Here is a 16,874-nt window from a genome sequence, read left to right on the forward strand (position 1 = left end):
GCGCCTGCCGGGTGCCGGCGGTAAGCTCGAACAATGAGTGTAATCCGCCCCGCAACCCCGCAAGACGTACCCGCAATCCTCCGGATGATCCACGAACTGGCGCACTACGAGAAGGAACCTGACGCCGTCCGGAACACCCCCGGGATGCTGCAGCAGGTGCTGTTCGGAGAGAACCCGCGCGTGTTCGCTGCCATGGCAGAGAACGGGGCCGGCGAAGTCCAGGGGTTCGCTTTGTGGTTCCTGAACTATTCCACCTGGGAAGGCGTGCACGGCATCTACCTGGAGGACCTTTACGTGAGCCCGGAAGCCCGCGGCGAAGGACACGGAAAGGCCCTGCTCCAGCACCTTGCCGCCATCGCCGTGGAGAACGGCTACGCCAGGGTGGAGTGGAGCGTCCTTGACTGGAATGAGCCGTCCATCAACTTCTACCGGCGCCTCGGCGCCAGGCCCATGGACGGCTGGTCCACGTTCCGGCTCACCGGCCAGGCCCTCGAACAGTTCGGCAGTGCCGTCCCCGCCCCTGCCAATGGCTAGTGCAGGGATGCCATCGCCGGCAGGCCCGGCGGTCCGGGCAAGGCATGAGGTAAGGGCGAAGCACCAGTTCCGCGGGATGCGGACCACGGAGCACTTTTTCACAGTGCCGCTGGACCATTCTTCCCCCTCGGGCGAAACAATCACCGTCTTTGCCCGGGAGTACGTTTCGGCCGCGCACAGCGAGAACCAGGCCGCGGGTCTTCCGTGGCTCCTGTTCCTCCAGGGCGGTCCCGGCGGGCGCGGCAACAGGTTTGGCTCGCTGGGCGGCTGGAGCAAAGCGGCTGCCAAGGACTTCCGGATCCTCATGCTGGACCAGCGCGGAACGGGGCTCTCCACGCCTGCGGACCGGAACACCCTGCCGCTGCGGGGGTCCGCCGCGGACCAGGCCGCGTACCTGGAGCATTTCCGTGCGGATTCCATCGTGGCCGACGCCGAGCTGATCCGGGATGCCCTGGGGGCGGGCCCGTGGACGGTGTACGGCCAGAGCTACGGCGGCTTCTGCGCACTGACGTACCTGTCCTTTGCACCGGAGGGCCTGAAGGAGGTCCTGGTGACCGGCGGCCTTGCGCCGCTGACCGGCCCGGCCGATGACGTCTACCGGGCTACGTTCCAGCGCGTTGCGGCCCGCAACGCCGAGTACTTCGGCTGGTACCCGGAGGACCGGGACATGGTTGACCGGATTGCCCGCCACCTTAGGAGCACCCCGGAGTTCCTTCCCGACGGCGGCCCGCTCACCGTGGAGCGCTTCCAGATGGTGGGTTCCTTCCTCGGCGGCAATACGCGCGTGGACAGCCTGCATCACCTGCTGGAGGACGCCTTCACGGAAACAGCGGAAGGCACCCGGCTCTCGGATGCCTTCCTGGACCAGGTGCAGGGCATCGTATCGCGCCGGTCCAATCCCCTCTACGCGCTGATGCATGAATCCATCTACGGCCAGGGGCAGGCGACCGGCTGGTCCGCCTGGCGGGTACTGGCGGACTACCCGGAGTTCCGGCCGGACGCCGAGCCGCTGCTGCTGACGGGCGAGATGGTTTATCCGTGGTACTTCGAACAGGACCCCGCGCTTCAGCCCCTCCGGGACGTGGCGGACCTGCTTGCAGCCAAAACGGACTGGAAGCCGCTCTACGATGTTGCCCGGCTGGGGGCCAATACCGTTCCGGCGGCGGCCGCCGTCTACTCGGACGACATCTATGTGGACCGGAAACTCTCCCTGGAAACAGCGTCCGCGGTGCGCGGGCTGCAGGTATGGGAGACCGGCGACTTCCACCACGATGGCATCGCCGACGACGGGGAGGCGATCTTCGCCAGGCTGCTGGGTATGGCCAGGTCAGGCGGGCGCTGACGCGCGCCGGCCGGCCACCACAGTCACGAACGCCGCGGCCAGGACGGCTGCGCCCACCACGCCGCCCAGCAGGTTCAGGCCCAGGTAGCCGATCCAGCTGAGGACCAGGCCCGACACCGCCCCGCCCACGGCCCCCGCTGCACCCATGAGCATGTCCGAAACCCCCTGCACCACTACACGGGCCTCCCGGCCGACGCTCTCGGCAAGCAGGGTGGAACCGGACACCGTGGCCGCGGACCAGCCCAGGCCCAGCAAAACCAGGCCTGCCGCCACCGCCCCCGTTGATGCCTGGCCGAATCCGGCAACAGCTACGGCGGTGATCAGCAGGGTGAAGCCAATCATGATGGTCTGCGCCCTGCCGGCCTTGTCCGTCAGCCAGCCCATCACCGGCGACAAAGCGAACATCCCGGCGATGTGCAGCGAAATGGTGAAACCGATGATCACCAGGACGTCACCGGACGCCGTGTGGCCCGCGTGGCTCGCGCCCGGCCCTTCGACCAGTTCCTGCAGGTGGAGTGGCGTCATGGACATCACGCCCACCATCACCGCGTGGGCCCCGACGACGGCGGCCACTGCCAGGAGCGCGGTCCGGGAGCCGCGGATGGCCCGGAGCCCGCGGACCAGCGAGCCGCCGTCGCGCTTTGCCTGCCCGTTGGTGCCTGCCCCCGCGCCGCTGCCCTCCGGGGCTGCCGGCGTTTGTTGTGCCGTGCCGGGGGCGCCGGTGCCCGCCTGCTGCGGCGCAAGTTCCCTGGCCAGCAGCAGCGGATCCGGCCGCAGGCCGGTAAAAAGCAGGACGTTCGCCACGAGAAGCCCGACTCCGGCAATCACGAAAGGCCCTGCCACCGGCGGAAGGCCCAGCGCCTGTCCCACCACGGTGCCGGGCTGGATGAGGTTGGGTCCGGCGACGGCGCCAACGGTTACGGCCCACACCACGGCGGACAGGGCCCTGCCGCGGTGCTCCGGGTCCGCAAGGTCGACGGCGGCGAAGCGGGCCTGCAGGCTGGCGGCGGTACCCACACCGATCCCGGCTGCGCCGAGCACCAGCAGGACGAAAAGGCCGGACACCACCGCGAGCACCATCAGGACCGTGCCTGCGAGGGCCGCGGACAGCCCGGCCACCTGGCCGATCCGGCGTCCCCGGCGGTCCGCCAGCGAGGCAAGCGGCAGGGCAGCCAGGGCTGCGCCGAGGGTCATGACCGTGGCGACGGCGCCGGCCCAGGCACTCGATCCGGACAGTTCGACGGCGAGTATGGACCCGATCGAAACCGTGGCACCGGTGCCGATTCCGCCAAAAATCTGGGCCGCGCTCAGCAGCACCACCGTGCGCCGCTGCACGAGGCGCACCTGTTGGTCCGATATCAGGGTGGGGGCCATGGTCCGAGCATAGTCCCCCATGCGCCTCCTGCAGAGGGGATTTAAAGCGACAATCCCGGCCGCAGGATACGGCCGGGATTGTCCGGGTCAGGAGGACCAGGGACGCCTACTCGGCGTCGCTGTGGCTCCTCCGGACGTCCTCCTCGAGGCGGGGGTCCAGGTGCGCTTCCTTTGCCTTGGAGCTGACCAGGCTCGCGACCACCGCGATGACGATGGTGCCAACGATGACGCCCAGGGAAACGAACGTGGGGATTTCGGGGGCCCATTCAATGTGCTGCCCGCCGTTGATGAACGGAAGCTCGTTGACGTGCATGGCGTGCAGGACCAGCTTGACGCCGATGAACGCGAGGATGAAGGACAGCGCGTGCTTCAGGTAGATCAGGCGGTTCATGAGGCCGCCGAGCAGGAAGTACAGCTGGCGCAGGCCCATCAGGGCGAACAGGTTGGCCGTGAACACGATGAAGGGGCTCTGGGTGAGGCCGAAGATTGCGGGGATGGAGTCGACGGCGAAGAGCAGGTCCGTGAGGCCGATGGTGATGAACACGATCAGCATGGGCGTGAAGACCTTCTTGCCGTTCACGGTGGTGCGCAGCTTGCCGCCGTCGAACTTCTCGGACATGGGGATGACCTTGCGGATCTTGGCGATCAGCGGGTTCTCCCGGTCTTCTTCGTCTTCGCCCTCGTCCTGGGCCTGCTTCCATGCGGTCCAGAGCAGGAACGCGCCGAAGATGTAGAACACCCAGCTGAACTGCTCGATCACGATCGCGCCGAGCAGGATGAAGATGCCGCGCAGGATCAGGGCGATGATGATGCCCACCATCAGCACTTCCTGCTGGTACTTCCGGGGCACGGAGAACCTGGCCATGATGATGATGAAGACAAACAGGTTGTCGATGCTGAGGCTGTATTCCGTCACCCAGCCGGCGACGAACTGGCCGCCGAATTCCGGGCCGGTGAAAGCGAACATGGCGCCGGCGAACACCAGGGCCAGAGTGACGTAGAAGGCCACCCAGAGTCCGGCTTCCTTCATGGAGGGTTCGTGCGGGCGGCGGACCACCAGGAGAAGGTCGGTCAGGAGGATCAGGCCGAGGACGACAAAGGAGCCGACCTCAAACCAGACGGGCAATTCGAGCACAGGGTAGCCTTTCGCAGGGTACAGAGATGCGGTGTAAGTCTCTCCGGCCTGCCTGCGCACTTGGTGCTGAAACGGCGGCCCGCTACGCCCGGCGGGGCAACCATGCCCTGCGTGTTGACGATCGTAGCGCTCGGGATACTCCCCTACGTGACGTTAACTCTACCCCAGGCGGGCCGCCGCCCGTCCCCTGTTGATGTTTGTGTCAGGCGTGCCCGGCAGCCTGCATCTGCCGGAGCTCCTTCTTCAGCTCGCTGACCTCGTCCCTGATCCTGGCGGCCACTTCGAACTGCAGCTCGGCAGCAGCGCCGTGCATCTGCTCCGTCAGCTGTTCGATCAGGCCCACCAGGTCCTCGGCCGGGGCCGCTGCCAGGCCGTCCGAGCGGACCTGGGCGGCACCCTTTGCGGCGGACTTCCGCTTTCCTCCCTTGGCCAGCCGGTTGTTCTTCAGCAGCTCCTGGGTATCGGCGTCTTCCTTGGCCAGTTGGTCCGTGATGTCGGCGATCTTCTTCCGCAGCGGCTGCGGGTCCACGCCGTGTTCGGTGTTGTAGGCAACCTGGATGGCGCGGCGCCGGTTTGTCTCGTCGATGGCCTGCGCCATGGAGTCCGTGATGCGGTCGGCGTACATGTGCACCTGGCCGGAGACGTTGCGGGCAGCGCGGCCGATCGTCTGGATCAGGGACGTGGACGACCGCAGGAAGCCCTCCTTGTCCGCATCAAGGATGCTGACAAGGGACACTTCAGGAAGGTCCAGGCCCTCACGGAGCAGGTTGATGCCCACCAGGACGTCGAACTTGCCCATCCGGAGTTCGCGCAGCAACTCCACGCGCCGCAGGGTGTCGACGTCGGAGTGCAGGTACTCCACCTTGATGCCATGCCCGAGGAGGTAGTCCGTAAGGTCCTCGGCCATCCGCTTGGTCAGGGTAGTGACCAAGATGCGCTCGTTCTTGTCCGTACGGGTCTTGATCTCGCCCAGCAGGTCGTCGATCTGGCCCTTGGTGGGCTTCACCACCACCTCGGGATCGATGAGGCCCGTGGGCCGGATGATCTGCTGCACAAAACCGTCGGCCTTGCCCAGTTCATACTTGCCCGGCGTGGCGGACAGGTAAACGGTCTGGCCAACGCGTTGCAGGAACTCGTCCCATTTCAGCGGCCTGTTGTCCATGGCCGAGGGCAGGCGGAAGCCGAAGTCCACCAGGTTCCGCTTGCGCGACATGTCGCCTTCGTACATGGCGCCGATCTGCGGGATGGTCACGTGGGACTCGTCCACCACCAGGAGGAAGTCGTCCGGGAAGTAGTCCAGGAGGCAGTGGGGGGCCGTTCCGGGGGCGCGGCCATCGATGTGCGCCGAATAGTTCTCGATGCCGTTGCAGAAGCCCATCTGCTGCATCATCTCGAGGTCGTACATGGTCCGCATCCGGAGCCGCTGCGCTTCCACCAGCTTGTTCTGGCTTTCCAGTACCTTCAGCCGATCAGCGAGCTCATCCTCGATCCGCTTGATGGCCCGGGACATCCGTTCGGGTCCAGCCACGTAGTGCGACGCCGGGAAGACGTACATTTCCTCTTCGTCGCGGATCACCTCACCGGTCAGCGGGTGGAGTGTCTGGATATTCTCGATCTCATCCCCGAAGAACTCGATCCGGATAGCCAGTTCCTCGTACATCGGGATGATCTCCACCGTGTCCCCGCGGACGCGGAACGTGCCCCGATGGAAGTCCATGTCGTTGCGGGCGTACTGCATGGACACGAATTTGCGGAGGAGGTCGTCACGGTTCATCTCCGCCCCCTTGCGGAGCGTAACCATTCCTGCGATGTATTCCTCGGGCGTGCCCAGGCCGTAGATGCAGGAGACAGTGGCGACGACGATCACGTCCCGGCGGGTCAGCAGGGCGTTGGTGGCTGAGTGGCGGAGCCTTTCAACTTCCTCGTTAATGGAGGAGTCCTTCTCGATGAAGGTGTCCGTCTGGGCGACGTAGGCCTCGGGCTGGTAGTAGTCGTAGTAGGAAACGAAGTACTCCACCGCGTTGTTTGGCAGCAGCTCGCGGAATTCGTTGGCCAGCTGCGCCGCCAGGGTCTTGTTCTGGACCATCACCAGGGTGGGCCGCTGCACCTGCTCGATAAGCCAGGCGGTGGTGGCGCTCTTGCCCGTACCCGTGGCACCGAGCAGCACCACGTCCTTCTCGCCGTTCCTGATGCGCTCCGTCAGTTCGGCAATGGCGGCGGGCTGGTCGCCGGCGGGCTTGAATTCGCTGATGACCTCAAAGGGCGCCACAACACGGTTGATATCCTGCGCAAGGCTCATGGATCTAATCTACAACCGGGCACCGACACTATTGCGGCCCGTCCGTTACGGGCGAACAGCTCCGCCGGTCCGCGGATGCCTTCAGGACGCGTACGACGGCGGCGCCCAGCCGGTCTCCTCGGCCCAGGCGGACATGAGGGGCCAGGCAACGTCCGTGAACCACGGTTCCTTGGCCTCTGCGTACGCCCTGGTGCCCGCCGACCCGGCGAAACGTCCCGCAAGGCCTGCCTTATGCCGTGCATACAGCGTGCGTGCGGACGGGTCGGCACGCAGCCAGTCCCGGAACATCAATGCATAGCGCCATCCGGGCGAGCCGGCAACACGGACGTGGATGTTGACCGGACGCCCGGGGTCCGCGTTGGCATGGAACCGTTTCTGCCACTGCCCGGGATCCGGCGCCGACGGCTTGGGCGTATCGGACCCGGCACCGGGCACCACGGGGAACCCGGCTGCCGCCAGCAGGGGTGCAGCAGTGTCTGCAGCGTCCAGGCCGGAAACCGCAACCTGCAGGTCTATGACGTTCTTGGCAGCGAGCCCGGGGACGGACGTGGAGCCAATGTGGTCCACCGCCAGGATGAGCCCGGGGGCCGCGGTCTTCAGCCTCGCGGAGATCCTGGCCGCCTCCTTGGCCCATTCCTCCCGATACGGCTCCAGGACAGGACCGCAGTTCCTCGGCGCACGCCTGCCCGCGGCGAGGTTGCGGGCGAAGGGCACCAGCCGGTCGTCCCAGAGCCGGTCCACCTGGTCCAGCAGGTGCTGCACGCTGCCGGAGTTGTCCAGGACGACGTCGGCCGCGGCCAGCCGTTCCTCCCGCGTTGCCTGCGCAGCCATCCGCGACAGTGCAGCTTCGCGCGTCATCCCGCGGTGCTCCAGCATTCGCTGGAGCCGCACGTCGTCCGGCGCGTCGACCACCACCACAAGGTGGAAGTCGCTCCCCTGTCCGGTTTCCACCAGCAGGGGAATGTCCTGCACCACGACGGCATCTCCTGCTGCAGCTTCCACGATGGCGGCCGCACGCGAACGGACCAAGGGGTGGACGATTCCATTCAGCACCGCGAGCCGTGCCGGATCTCCAAAGACCAGGTCCCCGAGCCTGGGCCGGTCAAGGCGGCCATCCGGGCCAAGGACATCCCGGCCAAACTCAGCCACAACGCTGTCCAGGCCCTCGGAGCCCGGCTCCACCACTTCCCGCGCCAATGCATCAGCATCCACCAGCACCGCGCCGCGTTCCTTCAGGCGCAAGGCAACCACTGATTTTCCTGAGGCGATGCCGCCCGTCAACCCGATCTTGAGCACTCCCCCACCCTAATCCCCCGGTCCGGGTCCAGGTTCAGGTCCGGTCCAGGTCCACGGCGCGTCTCCTGTGGTGCCATGGACCGGACCCGGCCGGAATTCATCCGGACAACCGCCCCGGCGCCCGGGGGTCATGCCCTAACAGTTCTAGTACATATGGCCCAGGGCGTATTGGTTAGCCGTGATGCGGGAGCTGGCGCCAAGAAAGTCGCCGAGCTGCTGCAGGGTGCGGATTTCCTCTTCACCGTAAGGCGCGGCTATCGAGTGTGCCTGCAGGTCCGTCGCGCCATCCGCCGTCGTCGAAGATGCATTCGCGGGCGCGGCAATCACTCCTGAGAAACCGGCTGCGGCAACAGTTGCGATGGAAAGGAACAGCTTCCTCTTTTTGGTTCCATCAGACCGCTTGCCATCCACTGACGCAGGTCCGGCCATGTGGGCAGAAATCCGGTGATTTCCTTTGGATGTGAACAATGTACTGCTCCTTTCTTGCGGTGCCACCCCGGATGGATGACAGGGTTTTTTCCTGACCGTCTTCGGTTCAGGCATTCCGCCGGATTCGGCGAAGAGTTCAGTAAGGCGAACCGGCCCTTGGCGCCAGGAGGTCCTCCAGGGCTGCCGGGTTGGACTTGGTGCGGTCCACCAGGCAGTCCGGCCAAATCTCTTCAACCCAGTTGTTGCCGTAGGCGGAACCTGGCGTGCCGCGCCGGCCAGGCTGCGGAAGGATTTCCGGCGATTCAATCCGGAAAAGACCTGTTTGATGCGTGCTGCGGCTTGAGGCTTCTACCCGCTTCATGGTCAGGCCCACCCTTCCTGTTCGGAATACTCTGCTGGTTCCGTTTCCTGGTGTTCCCAGATTCCCGCTGACGCCTTAATCGATCCTTAATCACGAGCCGCAACCCCTACTCCAGCCGTTGCCGGGCCAGGGGAACTTGGGCCTAGACTGGGCCGGGTGCAAGAGGAAGACAGCAGGGCCACGGGTTACACCACCCTGGCGGCCGGACCCGATTTCCGCCACGAGATCGAGATCAAGCGCTCCCGGTTCATTACCGTCCTGCGCCGCGCCGGCACCGAAGAACTGGCACGTGACCTGGTCACCGGCCTGCGCCGCGAATTCCATGACGCACGCCACCACTGCTCAGCGTTCATCATCGGCCCGGACCGGAACATCCAGCGCTCCAATGACGACGGTGAGCCCTCGGGGACGGCAGGCCTTCCGATGCTCGAGGCCCTCGCCAAAAGGGAGACGCTCCCCGGGGTGGCCGACCTCAGCGACGTCAGTGCCGTCGTCGTCCGCTATTTCGGTGGCGTCCTGTTGGGTGCCGGAGGCCTGGTGCGCGCCTACTCGGAGTCCGTCTCCTCGGCGCTGTCCCTGGTGCCCATGGTGCGCCGGAGCAGGTTGCGCATCTGTGCCGCCGAAGTGCCGCACGCTGCTGCCGGCCGGCTGGAAAACGACCTGCGCTCCGCGGGATTCGTGATGGCCGGGACCAGCTACGCCGCCGGGCACACCGTCCTGCGCGTGGCCGTGCCGGACGAGCCCGCAGCCATTGCCGCTGCGGCCGGGCGCGTGCAGCTCCTCACCGCCGGCAGCGCCGCCCTGACGATGGAAGGAACGGAGTGGGTGGATGTCCCGCTTGCCTGACGTGTCCCTGCTGGACGTCGACGAACAGCTGCTGGAACAGCTCCTGGACCTGGCCAAGCGGGACGCTTCGCCGGATGAGGTGGCTCCCCCGCTTGGCGGCCCGGGCTGGAACCTTGAACGGACAGCCTGGTTCTTCACTTACCACCGCGCCGCCGCGGAAGGCCTCGACGGGACGGCCGGCGAGAAATCCTGGGGGATCCTTGCCGATGGCGCCCTCGCCGGCTCCATCCGGCTCAAGCGCGTGGATGCAGGCACCGGACGGGACACCGCAGAAACCGGGATCTGGCTCGGCAGGAGGTTTCGGGGCCGCGGCATCGGAAGCGCGGCACTTCGCCTGGTCCTGGCTGAGGCCCGCAACGCCGGAATCGCCGAGGTGACCGCCCGCACGCTGGCCGGAAACCCCGCCGCCCAGCGGATCCTTGCCGGCGCCGGCGCCACTCTCACGCCTGACGACGACGGAACTGTCCGCGCCGTCGTCGCACTCCCAACTGACTAGCAGCAAGCGCACCGAAAATCGCGTTTGGCAGCGCTAAGTGCCAGTCAGTTGCTGCTTTAACGCCAACGGGCCCCCGCGTTTGCGGGGGCCCGTTGTGTCAGCCCGGAAAAGTCCGGACCGTTGGCACTTAGTTGCCGGTCAGCTTCTCACGCAGGGCGGCGAGAGCCTCGTCGGATGCAAGCGTACCCGCACCGGTGTTGGACTCAGCAGCCGGCTCCGAGGAGTAGCTGGTGGTGCCGGAGTCGCTCTCACCGGACGTTGCAGCTGCAGCGTCGTCGGCAGCGTGCTGGGCAACCTGCTTCTTGTGTGCTTCCCAGCGGGTCTGGGCGTCAGCGTACTGCTGCTCCCAGGCGGCGCGCTGGTTCTCGTAGCCTTCAAGCCACTCGTTGGACTCGGGATCGAAGCCCTCGGGGTACTTGTAGTTGCCCTCTTCGTCGTACTCTGCGGCCATGCCGTACAGAGCGGGATCGAACTCGGTGCTGTCGGCGTCGACGCCCTCGTTGGCCTGCTTGAGGGACAGCGAGATGCGGCGGCGTTCCAGGTCGATGTCGATGACCTTGACGAACAGCTCGTCACCAACGGAGACAACCTGCTCTGCCAGCTCCACGTGGCGGACAGCCAGCTCGGAGATGTGGACCAGGCCTTCGATGCCGTCTTCGACGCGGACGAACGCACCGAACGGAACGAGCTTCGTGACCTTACCCGGGACAACCTGGCCCAGGGCGTGGGTGCGGGCGAAGGTCTGCCACGGATCTTCCTGCGTAGCCTTGAGCGACAGGGAGACGCGCTCGCGGTCCAGGTCGACCTCGAGAACCTCGACGGTGACTTCCTGGCCAACTTCGACAACCTCGGACGGGTGGTCGATGTGCTTCCAGGACAGCTCGGAAACGTGAACCAGGCCGTCTACGCCGCCCAGGTCCACGAATGCACCGAAGTTGACGATGGAGGAAACGACGCCGGGACGGACCTGGCCCTTTTCCAGCTTGTTGAGGAAGGTGGAGCGGACCTCGGACTGGGTCTGCTCGAGCCATGCACGGCGGGACAGCACAACGTTGTTGCGGTTCTTGTCCAGCTCGATGATCTTGGCTTCGATCTGCTGACCGATGTACGGAGCAAGGTCGCGCACACGGCGCATCTCGACGAGGGATGCGGGCAGGAAGCCGCGCAGGCCGATGTCGAGGATAAGACCACCCTTGACGACCTCGATGACGGTACCGGTGACGACACCGTCTTCTTCCTTGACCTTCTCGATGTCGCCCCAGGCACGCTCGTACTGCGCGCGCTTCTTGGAGAGGATCAGGCGGCCTTCTTTGTCTTCCTTGGTGAGCACCAGGGCTTCGACCTGATCGCCAACGGAGACGACGTCTCCGGGGTCAACGTCGTGCTTGATGGAAAGCTCGCGGGAGGGGATGACACCTTCGGTCTTGTAACCGATGTCGAGCAGGACTTCGTCGCGGTCGACCTTGACGACGGTACCTTCGACGAGGTCTCCGTCATTGAAGTACTTGATGGTCGCGTCGACTGCTGCGAGGAAGTCCTCAGCGGTACCGATGTCGTTAATGGCGACTACGGGGGTACCGGGCTTCTCGGTGGAGGTGATGGTCATGTAGTAGGGGCTCCGTTGTGGATAGTTAGTCGGTCAGGCAAACCGGCGCGCCCGCGTTATGGAACGCAGGCGCGATTTGCGGTGAATCCGACGGATCCTCCGGGTCATCCTGATTTTGTGGATTGCTGAGAATATATTTAACTGCAAATACGTGCACGTAGTACACGCCCGTTTATTCTAGTCGCTGCCCGCAACACGGGTCAAAAGCGGCGAGGCAGGGCACGCGCATGACGCGGCCACCCGGGAAGGGGACCCCAGGCTGCCAGTGACCTCAGAAGTGGGTAAGGCAATGCGTCGAGCGCTCGACGGCGAACATCTGCCTGGCCTTCAGCGCGGATCCGGCCGTGTGCTCCCGGACCTTGCCCGCTGCCGCCAGCGTGACCGGACTGACCCCGCCGACGTACATCGAGGACAGCGCGGAGACGTCCAGGGTCAGGTCCGCCTCCGCCGTCTCCGGCAGGCGCTCGACGGCGGCCTGGCCGCCGTCGGCGGAAAGAGCGTACGTTCCGGCCGTGAGGCCGAGCGGATCCAGGACTTTCAGCGCCAGGCGGCCTCCTGCCGGGTAGTGCCGCCCGGCCAGTGCCTTCGGGACATCGAGGATGCGCAGCCAGAGCATGTCCCGGCTGTCCGAGGAGTCGATGCAGCGCGGATCGTCCAGGGCCCAGGCCAGCGGGTCGTCCAACGGGGCTTCCGTCCAGGACACGCGCTCCACCAGATCGATGGCGCCAAGGAACTGCCAGAGTTCCAGGTAGGCATCATTGGTGCCGGCCAGCAGGTCCACCACTTCCACGGTGTAGGGCTCGGTGTCCCAGCCGAGGAACTTGTAGGAGACGTAGCCGTCGATGGTTCCGGCGGGCCCGTAATGGAGCGCCACCTTGATGGCGGGGTCCTCCTTGCCGTCGCGGCCGAGCGAGCCCGACGCAAGCTGCCGGTACCAGTCCTGCCGTCCTACGGACCCCGGGGTCAGCCGGTGCACCCGGTCGAAGACTTCCGGAGCCAGCGGCAGCAATGCCTTGGGATCGGCGACCTCCACGGTGCCGGCGGGCTGGTGCGGCAGGCTGAACCGCGCGGTGGTGTCCACCTTGATGTTGCGTTCAAAGCTGGCCACGCCGTAGCCGAACCGGCCGTATATGGTTCCCTCTGACGCGGTCAGCGCCGCCACCGCAACCCCGTCGTCTTTCGCGAGCTGCAGGTCCTCGCTCATCATCCGCCGCAGCAGGCCGCGCCGCCGGTGCGAGGTGCGGACGGTGACAGCGGTGACCAGGTGGGCTTCCACCAGGTGCCCGAAGCCGACGTTGAGCGTGTTGCGCATGGTGCCGAAGGTGGCCACCGGCACGTCGGCGGGCAGCGACGACGGCGCTACCGGTCCGGTTTGGTAGGCGCCGGTGAGGACGCGCCGGTCGGCCTCATACGTCTCAAGCGTCTTGGCGACGTGTTCCGGCGTCCGGGTGGATTCGTGGAAGCCGAAGGACACGGCGCGGCTCCAGGTTTCGGCCTCGGCGTAACCGTCCTTGCCCTTGGACACAGCGTCAAAGCGCCGGATTTCATAGTTTCCACTCAGATCAGACACGCACCTGAGCCTAGCCAAGATCCCCGGCGCCTGGCCAGCATCAACACCCGCTAGTGGCCGGCGTCGTACCAGCTGGGGCCGACGCCGATCTGGACCTCCAGCGGGACGCTCAGGTCCGCGGCGGCGGCCATCTGCTCGGTAACCAGCTTCTCCACGGCCGCGCGCTCACCGGCTGCCACTTCCAGGACCAGTTCGTCGTGGACCTGGAGCAGCATCCGTGATTTCAGCCCCTGCGCTTTCAACTCGGCGTGGACTCCCAGCATGGCGCGCTTGATGATGTCCGCGGCCGAGCCCTGGATGGGACTGTTCAGGGCAATCCGCTCGGCGTTCTCCCGGAGTTGCCTGTCCGTGCTGGTGAGGTCCGGCAGGTAGCGCCGGCGTCCCTCGATGGTTGCGGTGTACCCGTCAATGCGGGCCTGGTCCACCACGCCGCGGAGGTAGTCGCGGACAGCGCCGAACCGGTCGAAGTAGTCCTTCATGAGGGTCCGTGCCTCATCGACGGAGATCTCCAGCTGCTTGGACAGGCCGAACGATGTCAGGCCATAGGCCAGGCCATAGGACATTGCCTTCACCTTGGAGCGCATGGCGCTGGTGACCTCTTCGGTGGGCACATGGAAGATGTTCGAGCCGACGAACCGGTGCAGGTCCTCACCGTCCCTGTAGGCCTGGATCAGGCCCTGGTCACCGGACAGGTGGGCCATGATGCGCATTTCGATCTGGGAATAATCGGCGGACAGCAGGCACTCATAGCCCTCCCCCACCACGAAGATCCCGCGGACCCGCCGGCCTTCCTCGCTGCGGATAGGGATGTTCTGCAGGTTCGGGTTGTTGGAGGAGATGCGGCCTGTCGCTGCCACATTCTGGGCGTAGGTGGTGTGGATCCGGCCGTCCTCGGCCACGGACTTCTTCAGGGATTCGAGCATCTGGCTCAGCTTGGCGGCCTCCCGGTGCGCCATCAGCTGCACCAGGAACTCGTGCCCCGTCTTTTCCAGCAGGTTCTTCAAAGATGCGGCGTCCGTGGTGTAGCCCGACTTGATCTTCTTGGTCTTGGGCAACTGGAGTTCCTCGAACAGGACAGTCTGGAGCTGTTTGGGAGAGCCCAGGTTCACCTCATGCCCGATCGCCGCGAACGCTTGCTCCTGCGCCTGGTCGATGACCCGGGCCAGATCGGCGATCTGGTCATCCATACGCGCCATGTCAATGGCAATGCCGGCGAGCTCCATGTCCGCCAGGACACGGCTGACCGGCAGCTCGAGGGTGGAGAGCAGTTCCTCCGCCTTGCGCTCCTTGAGTTCGTCCTCGAAGTAGCGGCTCAGGGCCAGCACGACGGCGGCCGCCTGGACCAGCGCGTCGGCTGCGGCGTCGTCCTCGCCGTCGAAGGAAAGCTCCAGCTGGCCTGCCTTGGCCGTGGCGGCAGGGATCCCTACGTTGAGGTGGTGCTGGGCCAGCTCCGCGAGTTCGTAGGTGCGCCGGTCCGGCTGGATGAGGTAGCCGGAGATGGAGGTGTCATCCACCACGCCTTCCAGCTCCAGTCCACGGGACGTCAGGGCTTTCAGTGCGGCCTTGAAACCGTGCAGGACCTTCGGCGCTTCCGGGTCCCGCAGCCAGCCGGCCAGGACGTTCTCCGACTCGGCGTCCTGGCTTGACAGGTCGACATAGGCGGCAGCGCCGTCCCGGACAATCGCCAGCGCCGCGGCGTCCTCGCCGATGCGGCCGGGGACAAGGTCGACGGAGACGGCGGAGCGCTGCCCCGCGCCGGCGTCGAGGAACGCTGACAGCTCCGCGGCACTGCCCGGCACGACGTACTGCGGCGTGTCGATGCTTTCCCGTTCCGCGGCAGGCTTGTCCGCATCGCCGTAGAGCGCAAAGAGCCGGCTGCGGATGGTCTTGAACTCAAGCTTGTCGAACAGGTCCTCCAGGGCGGCCTGGTCCGGCCGCGGCTGGTAAAGGTCATCCAGCGTGACGGGAAGCTCAAGGTCCGTGTGCAGCTGGTTCAGGCGGCGGTTCCGCTTGACGGCCTCGACGTTTTCGCGCAGCGCATCGCCCACCTTCCCGCCAATCGCATCCAGGTGCTCCAGGACGCCGTCGAGCCCGCCGTAAAGATTGATCCACTTGGCGGCCGTCTTGGGCCCGACCCCGGGCACGCCGGGGAGGTTGTCCGCCGTTTCGCCCACCAGCGCAGCAAGATCCGAGTACCGGCTGGGGCTGACGAAGTACTTCGCCTCAATGGCAGCGGCATCCATCCGCGGAATGTCGCTGACGCCCTTCCTGGGGTACAGCACAAAAACGTTGTCGGTGATGAGCTGGAACGCATCGCGGTCCCCCGAGACCAGCAGCACTTCGTACCCTGCTTTTTCTCCCATGGTGGCGAGGGTGGCAAGAATGTCATCTGCCTCGTAGCCGGGCATTGTGATGGTCTTGATGCCCCAGGCCTTCATGACCTGCGCAATGAGGTCGATCTGGTTGTTCATCTCCCGCGGAGTCTCGTTGCGGCCACCCTTGTATTCGCTGTACTCCGTCTTGCGGTGGGTGGACTCGTCCGAAACGTCGAAGGCCACCGCGATGTGGGTGGGCTGCTGCTCCTTGATGAGGTTGATCAGCATGGAGGTGAATCCGTGAATGGCGTTGGTGTGCTGCCCGTTCGTGGTTGAGAACTTGTCCGCGGGCAGCGCAAAAAACGCGCGGAATGCCATGGAATGTCCGTCCAGCACCAAAAGGCGCGGCTGTCCCGTCATGGGAACCACCGGGGCTTCCGTCGCAGAAACCGAGCCACTGGCCTGTGCCGGGACATTGCCCCGGCCTGCGCCTTCCCCGACTGCAGCGTCCTCAAGGGTGGCGGAACCCTGCGGTGCTTTGTCCTCCTGCAAGGTTTGGGACGGGAAAGGGGCCGGTTTGGTTGTTTCACTCACAGGTGCCAGCCTAGTTGCCATGATGGACAATTTCACGCCCGGCCCTTTCGCCGGGGAGCTTGCGGCCGCCGGAATCCCTGAGCACCTGCACGGTTGGCTGGGCCGGTTCGGGATCGGCGCCCTGGTGGTGAAAATGGGGATTCACTTCCTGGAAATGAGTCCCGAGCGGAGCGTTGCCACCATGCCCGTGGAGGGCAACACCCAGGTTGCGGGCATTCTGCATGGCGGCGCCCACGTAGTGCTGGCGGAGACCCTCGGTTCGTTTGCCGCGGGGATGCACGCGGGACCGGACCGCCACGCCGTCGGCATCGAGGTGAATGCCACGCATCACCGCTCCATTGCGGCGGGCACTGTAACTGGAACCTGCACGGCCATCCACCTGGGCAGGACCCTGGCCACCCACGAAATTGTGATTACGGACGGGCAGGGCCGCCGGCTGTCCACCGCCCGTATCACGAACATGATCCGGGACAACGTCCCGGCCCGGCAGGAGTAGGGCGAGTCCCCTTTTCGATCCTGTGCCCTTCCCGGCCCCAATAATGTCGTACCCTGCGGCGATGATTTTGGTATGGGGAAAGCGGCGGTTGCGAAGGCGTTTGAGGACATGAATGCCGCTCTTGCCGTGCTCATTGCCGAGGCGGACGGGTGCGGTTCGGAGCCGTTTTCCGCTGCTGATC

The 16,874-nt window shown here is 65.7% G+C and carries 14 protein-coding genes; 5 read left to right on the forward strand and 9 right to left on the reverse strand.

The window, feature by feature from the left end:
* Window positions 1–33 precede the first annotated feature (33 nt).
* Entirely contained in the window at window positions 34–534 is a 501-nt protein-coding gene (locus PV768_RS11905) for a GNAT family N-acetyltransferase (RefSeq protein ID WP_323057195.1), read from the forward strand.
* A gap of 76 nt (window positions 535–610) precedes the next feature.
* Complete coding sequence (locus PV768_RS11910) at window positions 611–1,876, forward strand: alpha/beta fold hydrolase (RefSeq protein ID WP_421093109.1); 1,266 nt, start codon at window positions 611–613, stop codon at window positions 1,874–1,876.
* Here PV768_RS11910 and PV768_RS11915 read toward each other — a convergent pair.
* The 6 genes from PV768_RS11915 to PV768_RS11940 form a co-directional block, all read right to left on the reverse strand.
* Entirely contained in the window at window positions 1,862–3,250 is a 1,389-nt protein-coding gene (locus PV768_RS11915) for an MFS transporter (protein ID WP_421093105.1), read from the reverse strand. The two genes, PV768_RS11910 and PV768_RS11915, sit on opposite strands and share 15 nt — an antisense overlap.
* 106 nt (window positions 3,251–3,356) lie before the next feature.
* Window positions 3,357–4,385 carry a TerC family protein gene (locus PV768_RS11920; protein WP_321216170.1) on the reverse strand — a complete coding sequence of 343 codons (1,029 nt, stop codon included), beginning with the start codon at window positions 4,383–4,385 and terminating at the stop codon, window positions 3,357–3,359.
* Between the two features lie 202 nt (window positions 4,386–4,587).
* Entirely contained in the window at window positions 4,588–6,684 is a 2,097-nt protein-coding gene (gene uvrB, locus PV768_RS11925) for an excinuclease ABC subunit UvrB (RefSeq protein ID WP_157242378.1), read from the reverse strand.
* An 81-nt stretch (window positions 6,685–6,765) separates the two neighbouring features.
* Window positions 6,766–7,980: a dephospho-CoA kinase gene (gene coaE / locus PV768_RS11930; RefSeq protein WP_323057197.1), complete on the reverse strand. Its 1,215-nt coding sequence runs from the start codon at window positions 7,978–7,980 to the stop codon at window positions 6,766–6,768.
* A 144-nt stretch (window positions 7,981–8,124) separates the two neighbouring features.
* Window positions 8,125–8,523, reverse strand: coding sequence for a hypothetical protein (locus PV768_RS11935; protein ID WP_323057198.1), 399 nt, complete (start codon window positions 8,521–8,523; stop codon window positions 8,125–8,127).
* Between the two features lie 22 nt (window positions 8,524–8,545).
* A complete protein-coding gene (locus tag PV768_RS11940) occupies window positions 8,546–8,770 on the reverse strand; it encodes a hypothetical protein (protein WP_157242380.1) in 225 nt (74 codons plus the stop codon).
* 156 nt (window positions 8,771–8,926) lie between these two features.
* Here PV768_RS11940 and PV768_RS11945 point away from each other — a divergent pair, with 156 nt between their 5' ends.
* Together PV768_RS11945 and PV768_RS11950 are read left to right on the forward strand one after the other, a co-directional pair.
* Window positions 8,927–9,616, forward strand: a complete 690-nt coding sequence (locus PV768_RS11945; protein ID WP_323057199.1) for an IMPACT family protein — start codon at window positions 8,927–8,929, stop codon at window positions 9,614–9,616.
* Window positions 9,600–10,112 carry a GNAT family protein gene (locus PV768_RS11950; protein ID WP_323057200.1) on the forward strand — a complete coding sequence of 171 codons (513 nt, stop codon included), beginning with the start codon at window positions 9,600–9,602 and terminating at the stop codon, window positions 10,110–10,112. Before PV768_RS11945 ends, PV768_RS11950 begins: the two co-directional genes overlap by 17 nt.
* Window positions 10,113–10,239: 127 nt before the next feature.
* On the opposite strand, the gene rpsA is transcribed toward PV768_RS11950, so the two are convergent.
* From rpsA to polA, 3 genes are all read right to left on the reverse strand, one after another.
* Complete coding sequence (rpsA, locus tag PV768_RS11955; RefSeq protein WP_157242382.1) at window positions 10,240–11,718, reverse strand: 30S ribosomal protein S1; 1,479 nt, start codon at window positions 11,716–11,718, stop codon at window positions 10,240–10,242.
* 271 nt (window positions 11,719–11,989) lie between these two features.
* Window positions 11,990–13,288, reverse strand: a complete 1,299-nt coding sequence (locus PV768_RS11960; protein ID WP_421093106.1) for a GNAT family N-acetyltransferase — start codon at window positions 13,286–13,288, stop codon at window positions 11,990–11,992.
* Between the two features lie 50 nt (window positions 13,289–13,338).
* Window positions 13,339–16,023: a DNA polymerase I gene (polA, locus tag PV768_RS11965; protein ID WP_157242383.1), complete on the reverse strand. Its 2,685-nt coding sequence runs from the start codon at window positions 16,021–16,023 to the stop codon at window positions 13,339–13,341.
* Window positions 16,024–16,216: 193 nt separating this feature from the next.
* Here polA and PV768_RS11970 point away from each other — a divergent pair, with 193 nt between their 5' ends.
* Window positions 16,217–16,693, forward strand: coding sequence for a PaaI family thioesterase (locus PV768_RS11970; protein WP_197432526.1), 477 nt, complete (start codon window positions 16,217–16,219; stop codon window positions 16,691–16,693).
* Window positions 16,694–16,874 lie beyond the last annotated feature (181 nt).

The organism is Pseudarthrobacter sp. CC4 (assembly GCF_048957775.1).
In the GTDB taxonomy this organism is placed as follows: Bacteria; Actinomycetota; Actinomycetes; order Actinomycetales; family Micrococcaceae; genus Arthrobacter.

Excerpts from the sequence above, each read along its gene's own strand:
- PV768_RS11905 (WP_323057195.1), top strand. The coding sequence starts at position 34 with ATGAGTGTAATCCGCCCCGCAACCCCGCAAGACGTACCCGCAATCCTC.
- PV768_RS11910 (WP_421093109.1), top strand. The coding sequence starts at position 611 with ATGCGGACCACGGAGCACTTTTTCACAGTGCCGCTGGACCATTCTTCC.
- PV768_RS11915 (WP_421093105.1), bottom strand. The coding sequence starts at position 3,250 with ATGGCCCCCACCCTGATATCGGACCAACAGGTGCGCCTCGTGCAGCGG.
- uvrB (WP_157242378.1), bottom strand. The coding sequence starts at position 6,684 with ATGAGCCTTGCGCAGGATATCAACCGTGTTGTGGCGCCCTTTGAGGTC.
- PV768_RS11935 (WP_323057198.1), bottom strand. The coding sequence starts at position 8,523 with ATGCCTGAACCGAAGACGGTCAGGAAAAAACCCTGTCATCCATCCGGG.
- PV768_RS11940 (WP_157242380.1), bottom strand. The coding sequence starts at position 8,770 with ATGAAGCGGGTAGAAGCCTCAAGCCGCAGCACGCATCAAACAGGTCTT.
- PV768_RS11950 (WP_323057200.1), top strand. The coding sequence starts at position 9,600 with ATGTCCCGCTTGCCTGACGTGTCCCTGCTGGACGTCGACGAACAGCTG.
- rpsA (WP_157242382.1), bottom strand. The coding sequence starts at position 11,718 with ATGACCATCACCTCCACCGAGAAGCCCGGTACCCCCGTAGTCGCCATT.
- polA (WP_157242383.1), bottom strand. The coding sequence starts at position 16,023 with ATGACGGGACAGCCGCGCCTTTTGGTGCTGGACGGACATTCCATGGCA.
- PV768_RS11970 (WP_197432526.1), top strand. The coding sequence starts at position 16,217 with ATGATGGACAATTTCACGCCCGGCCCTTTCGCCGGGGAGCTTGCGGCC.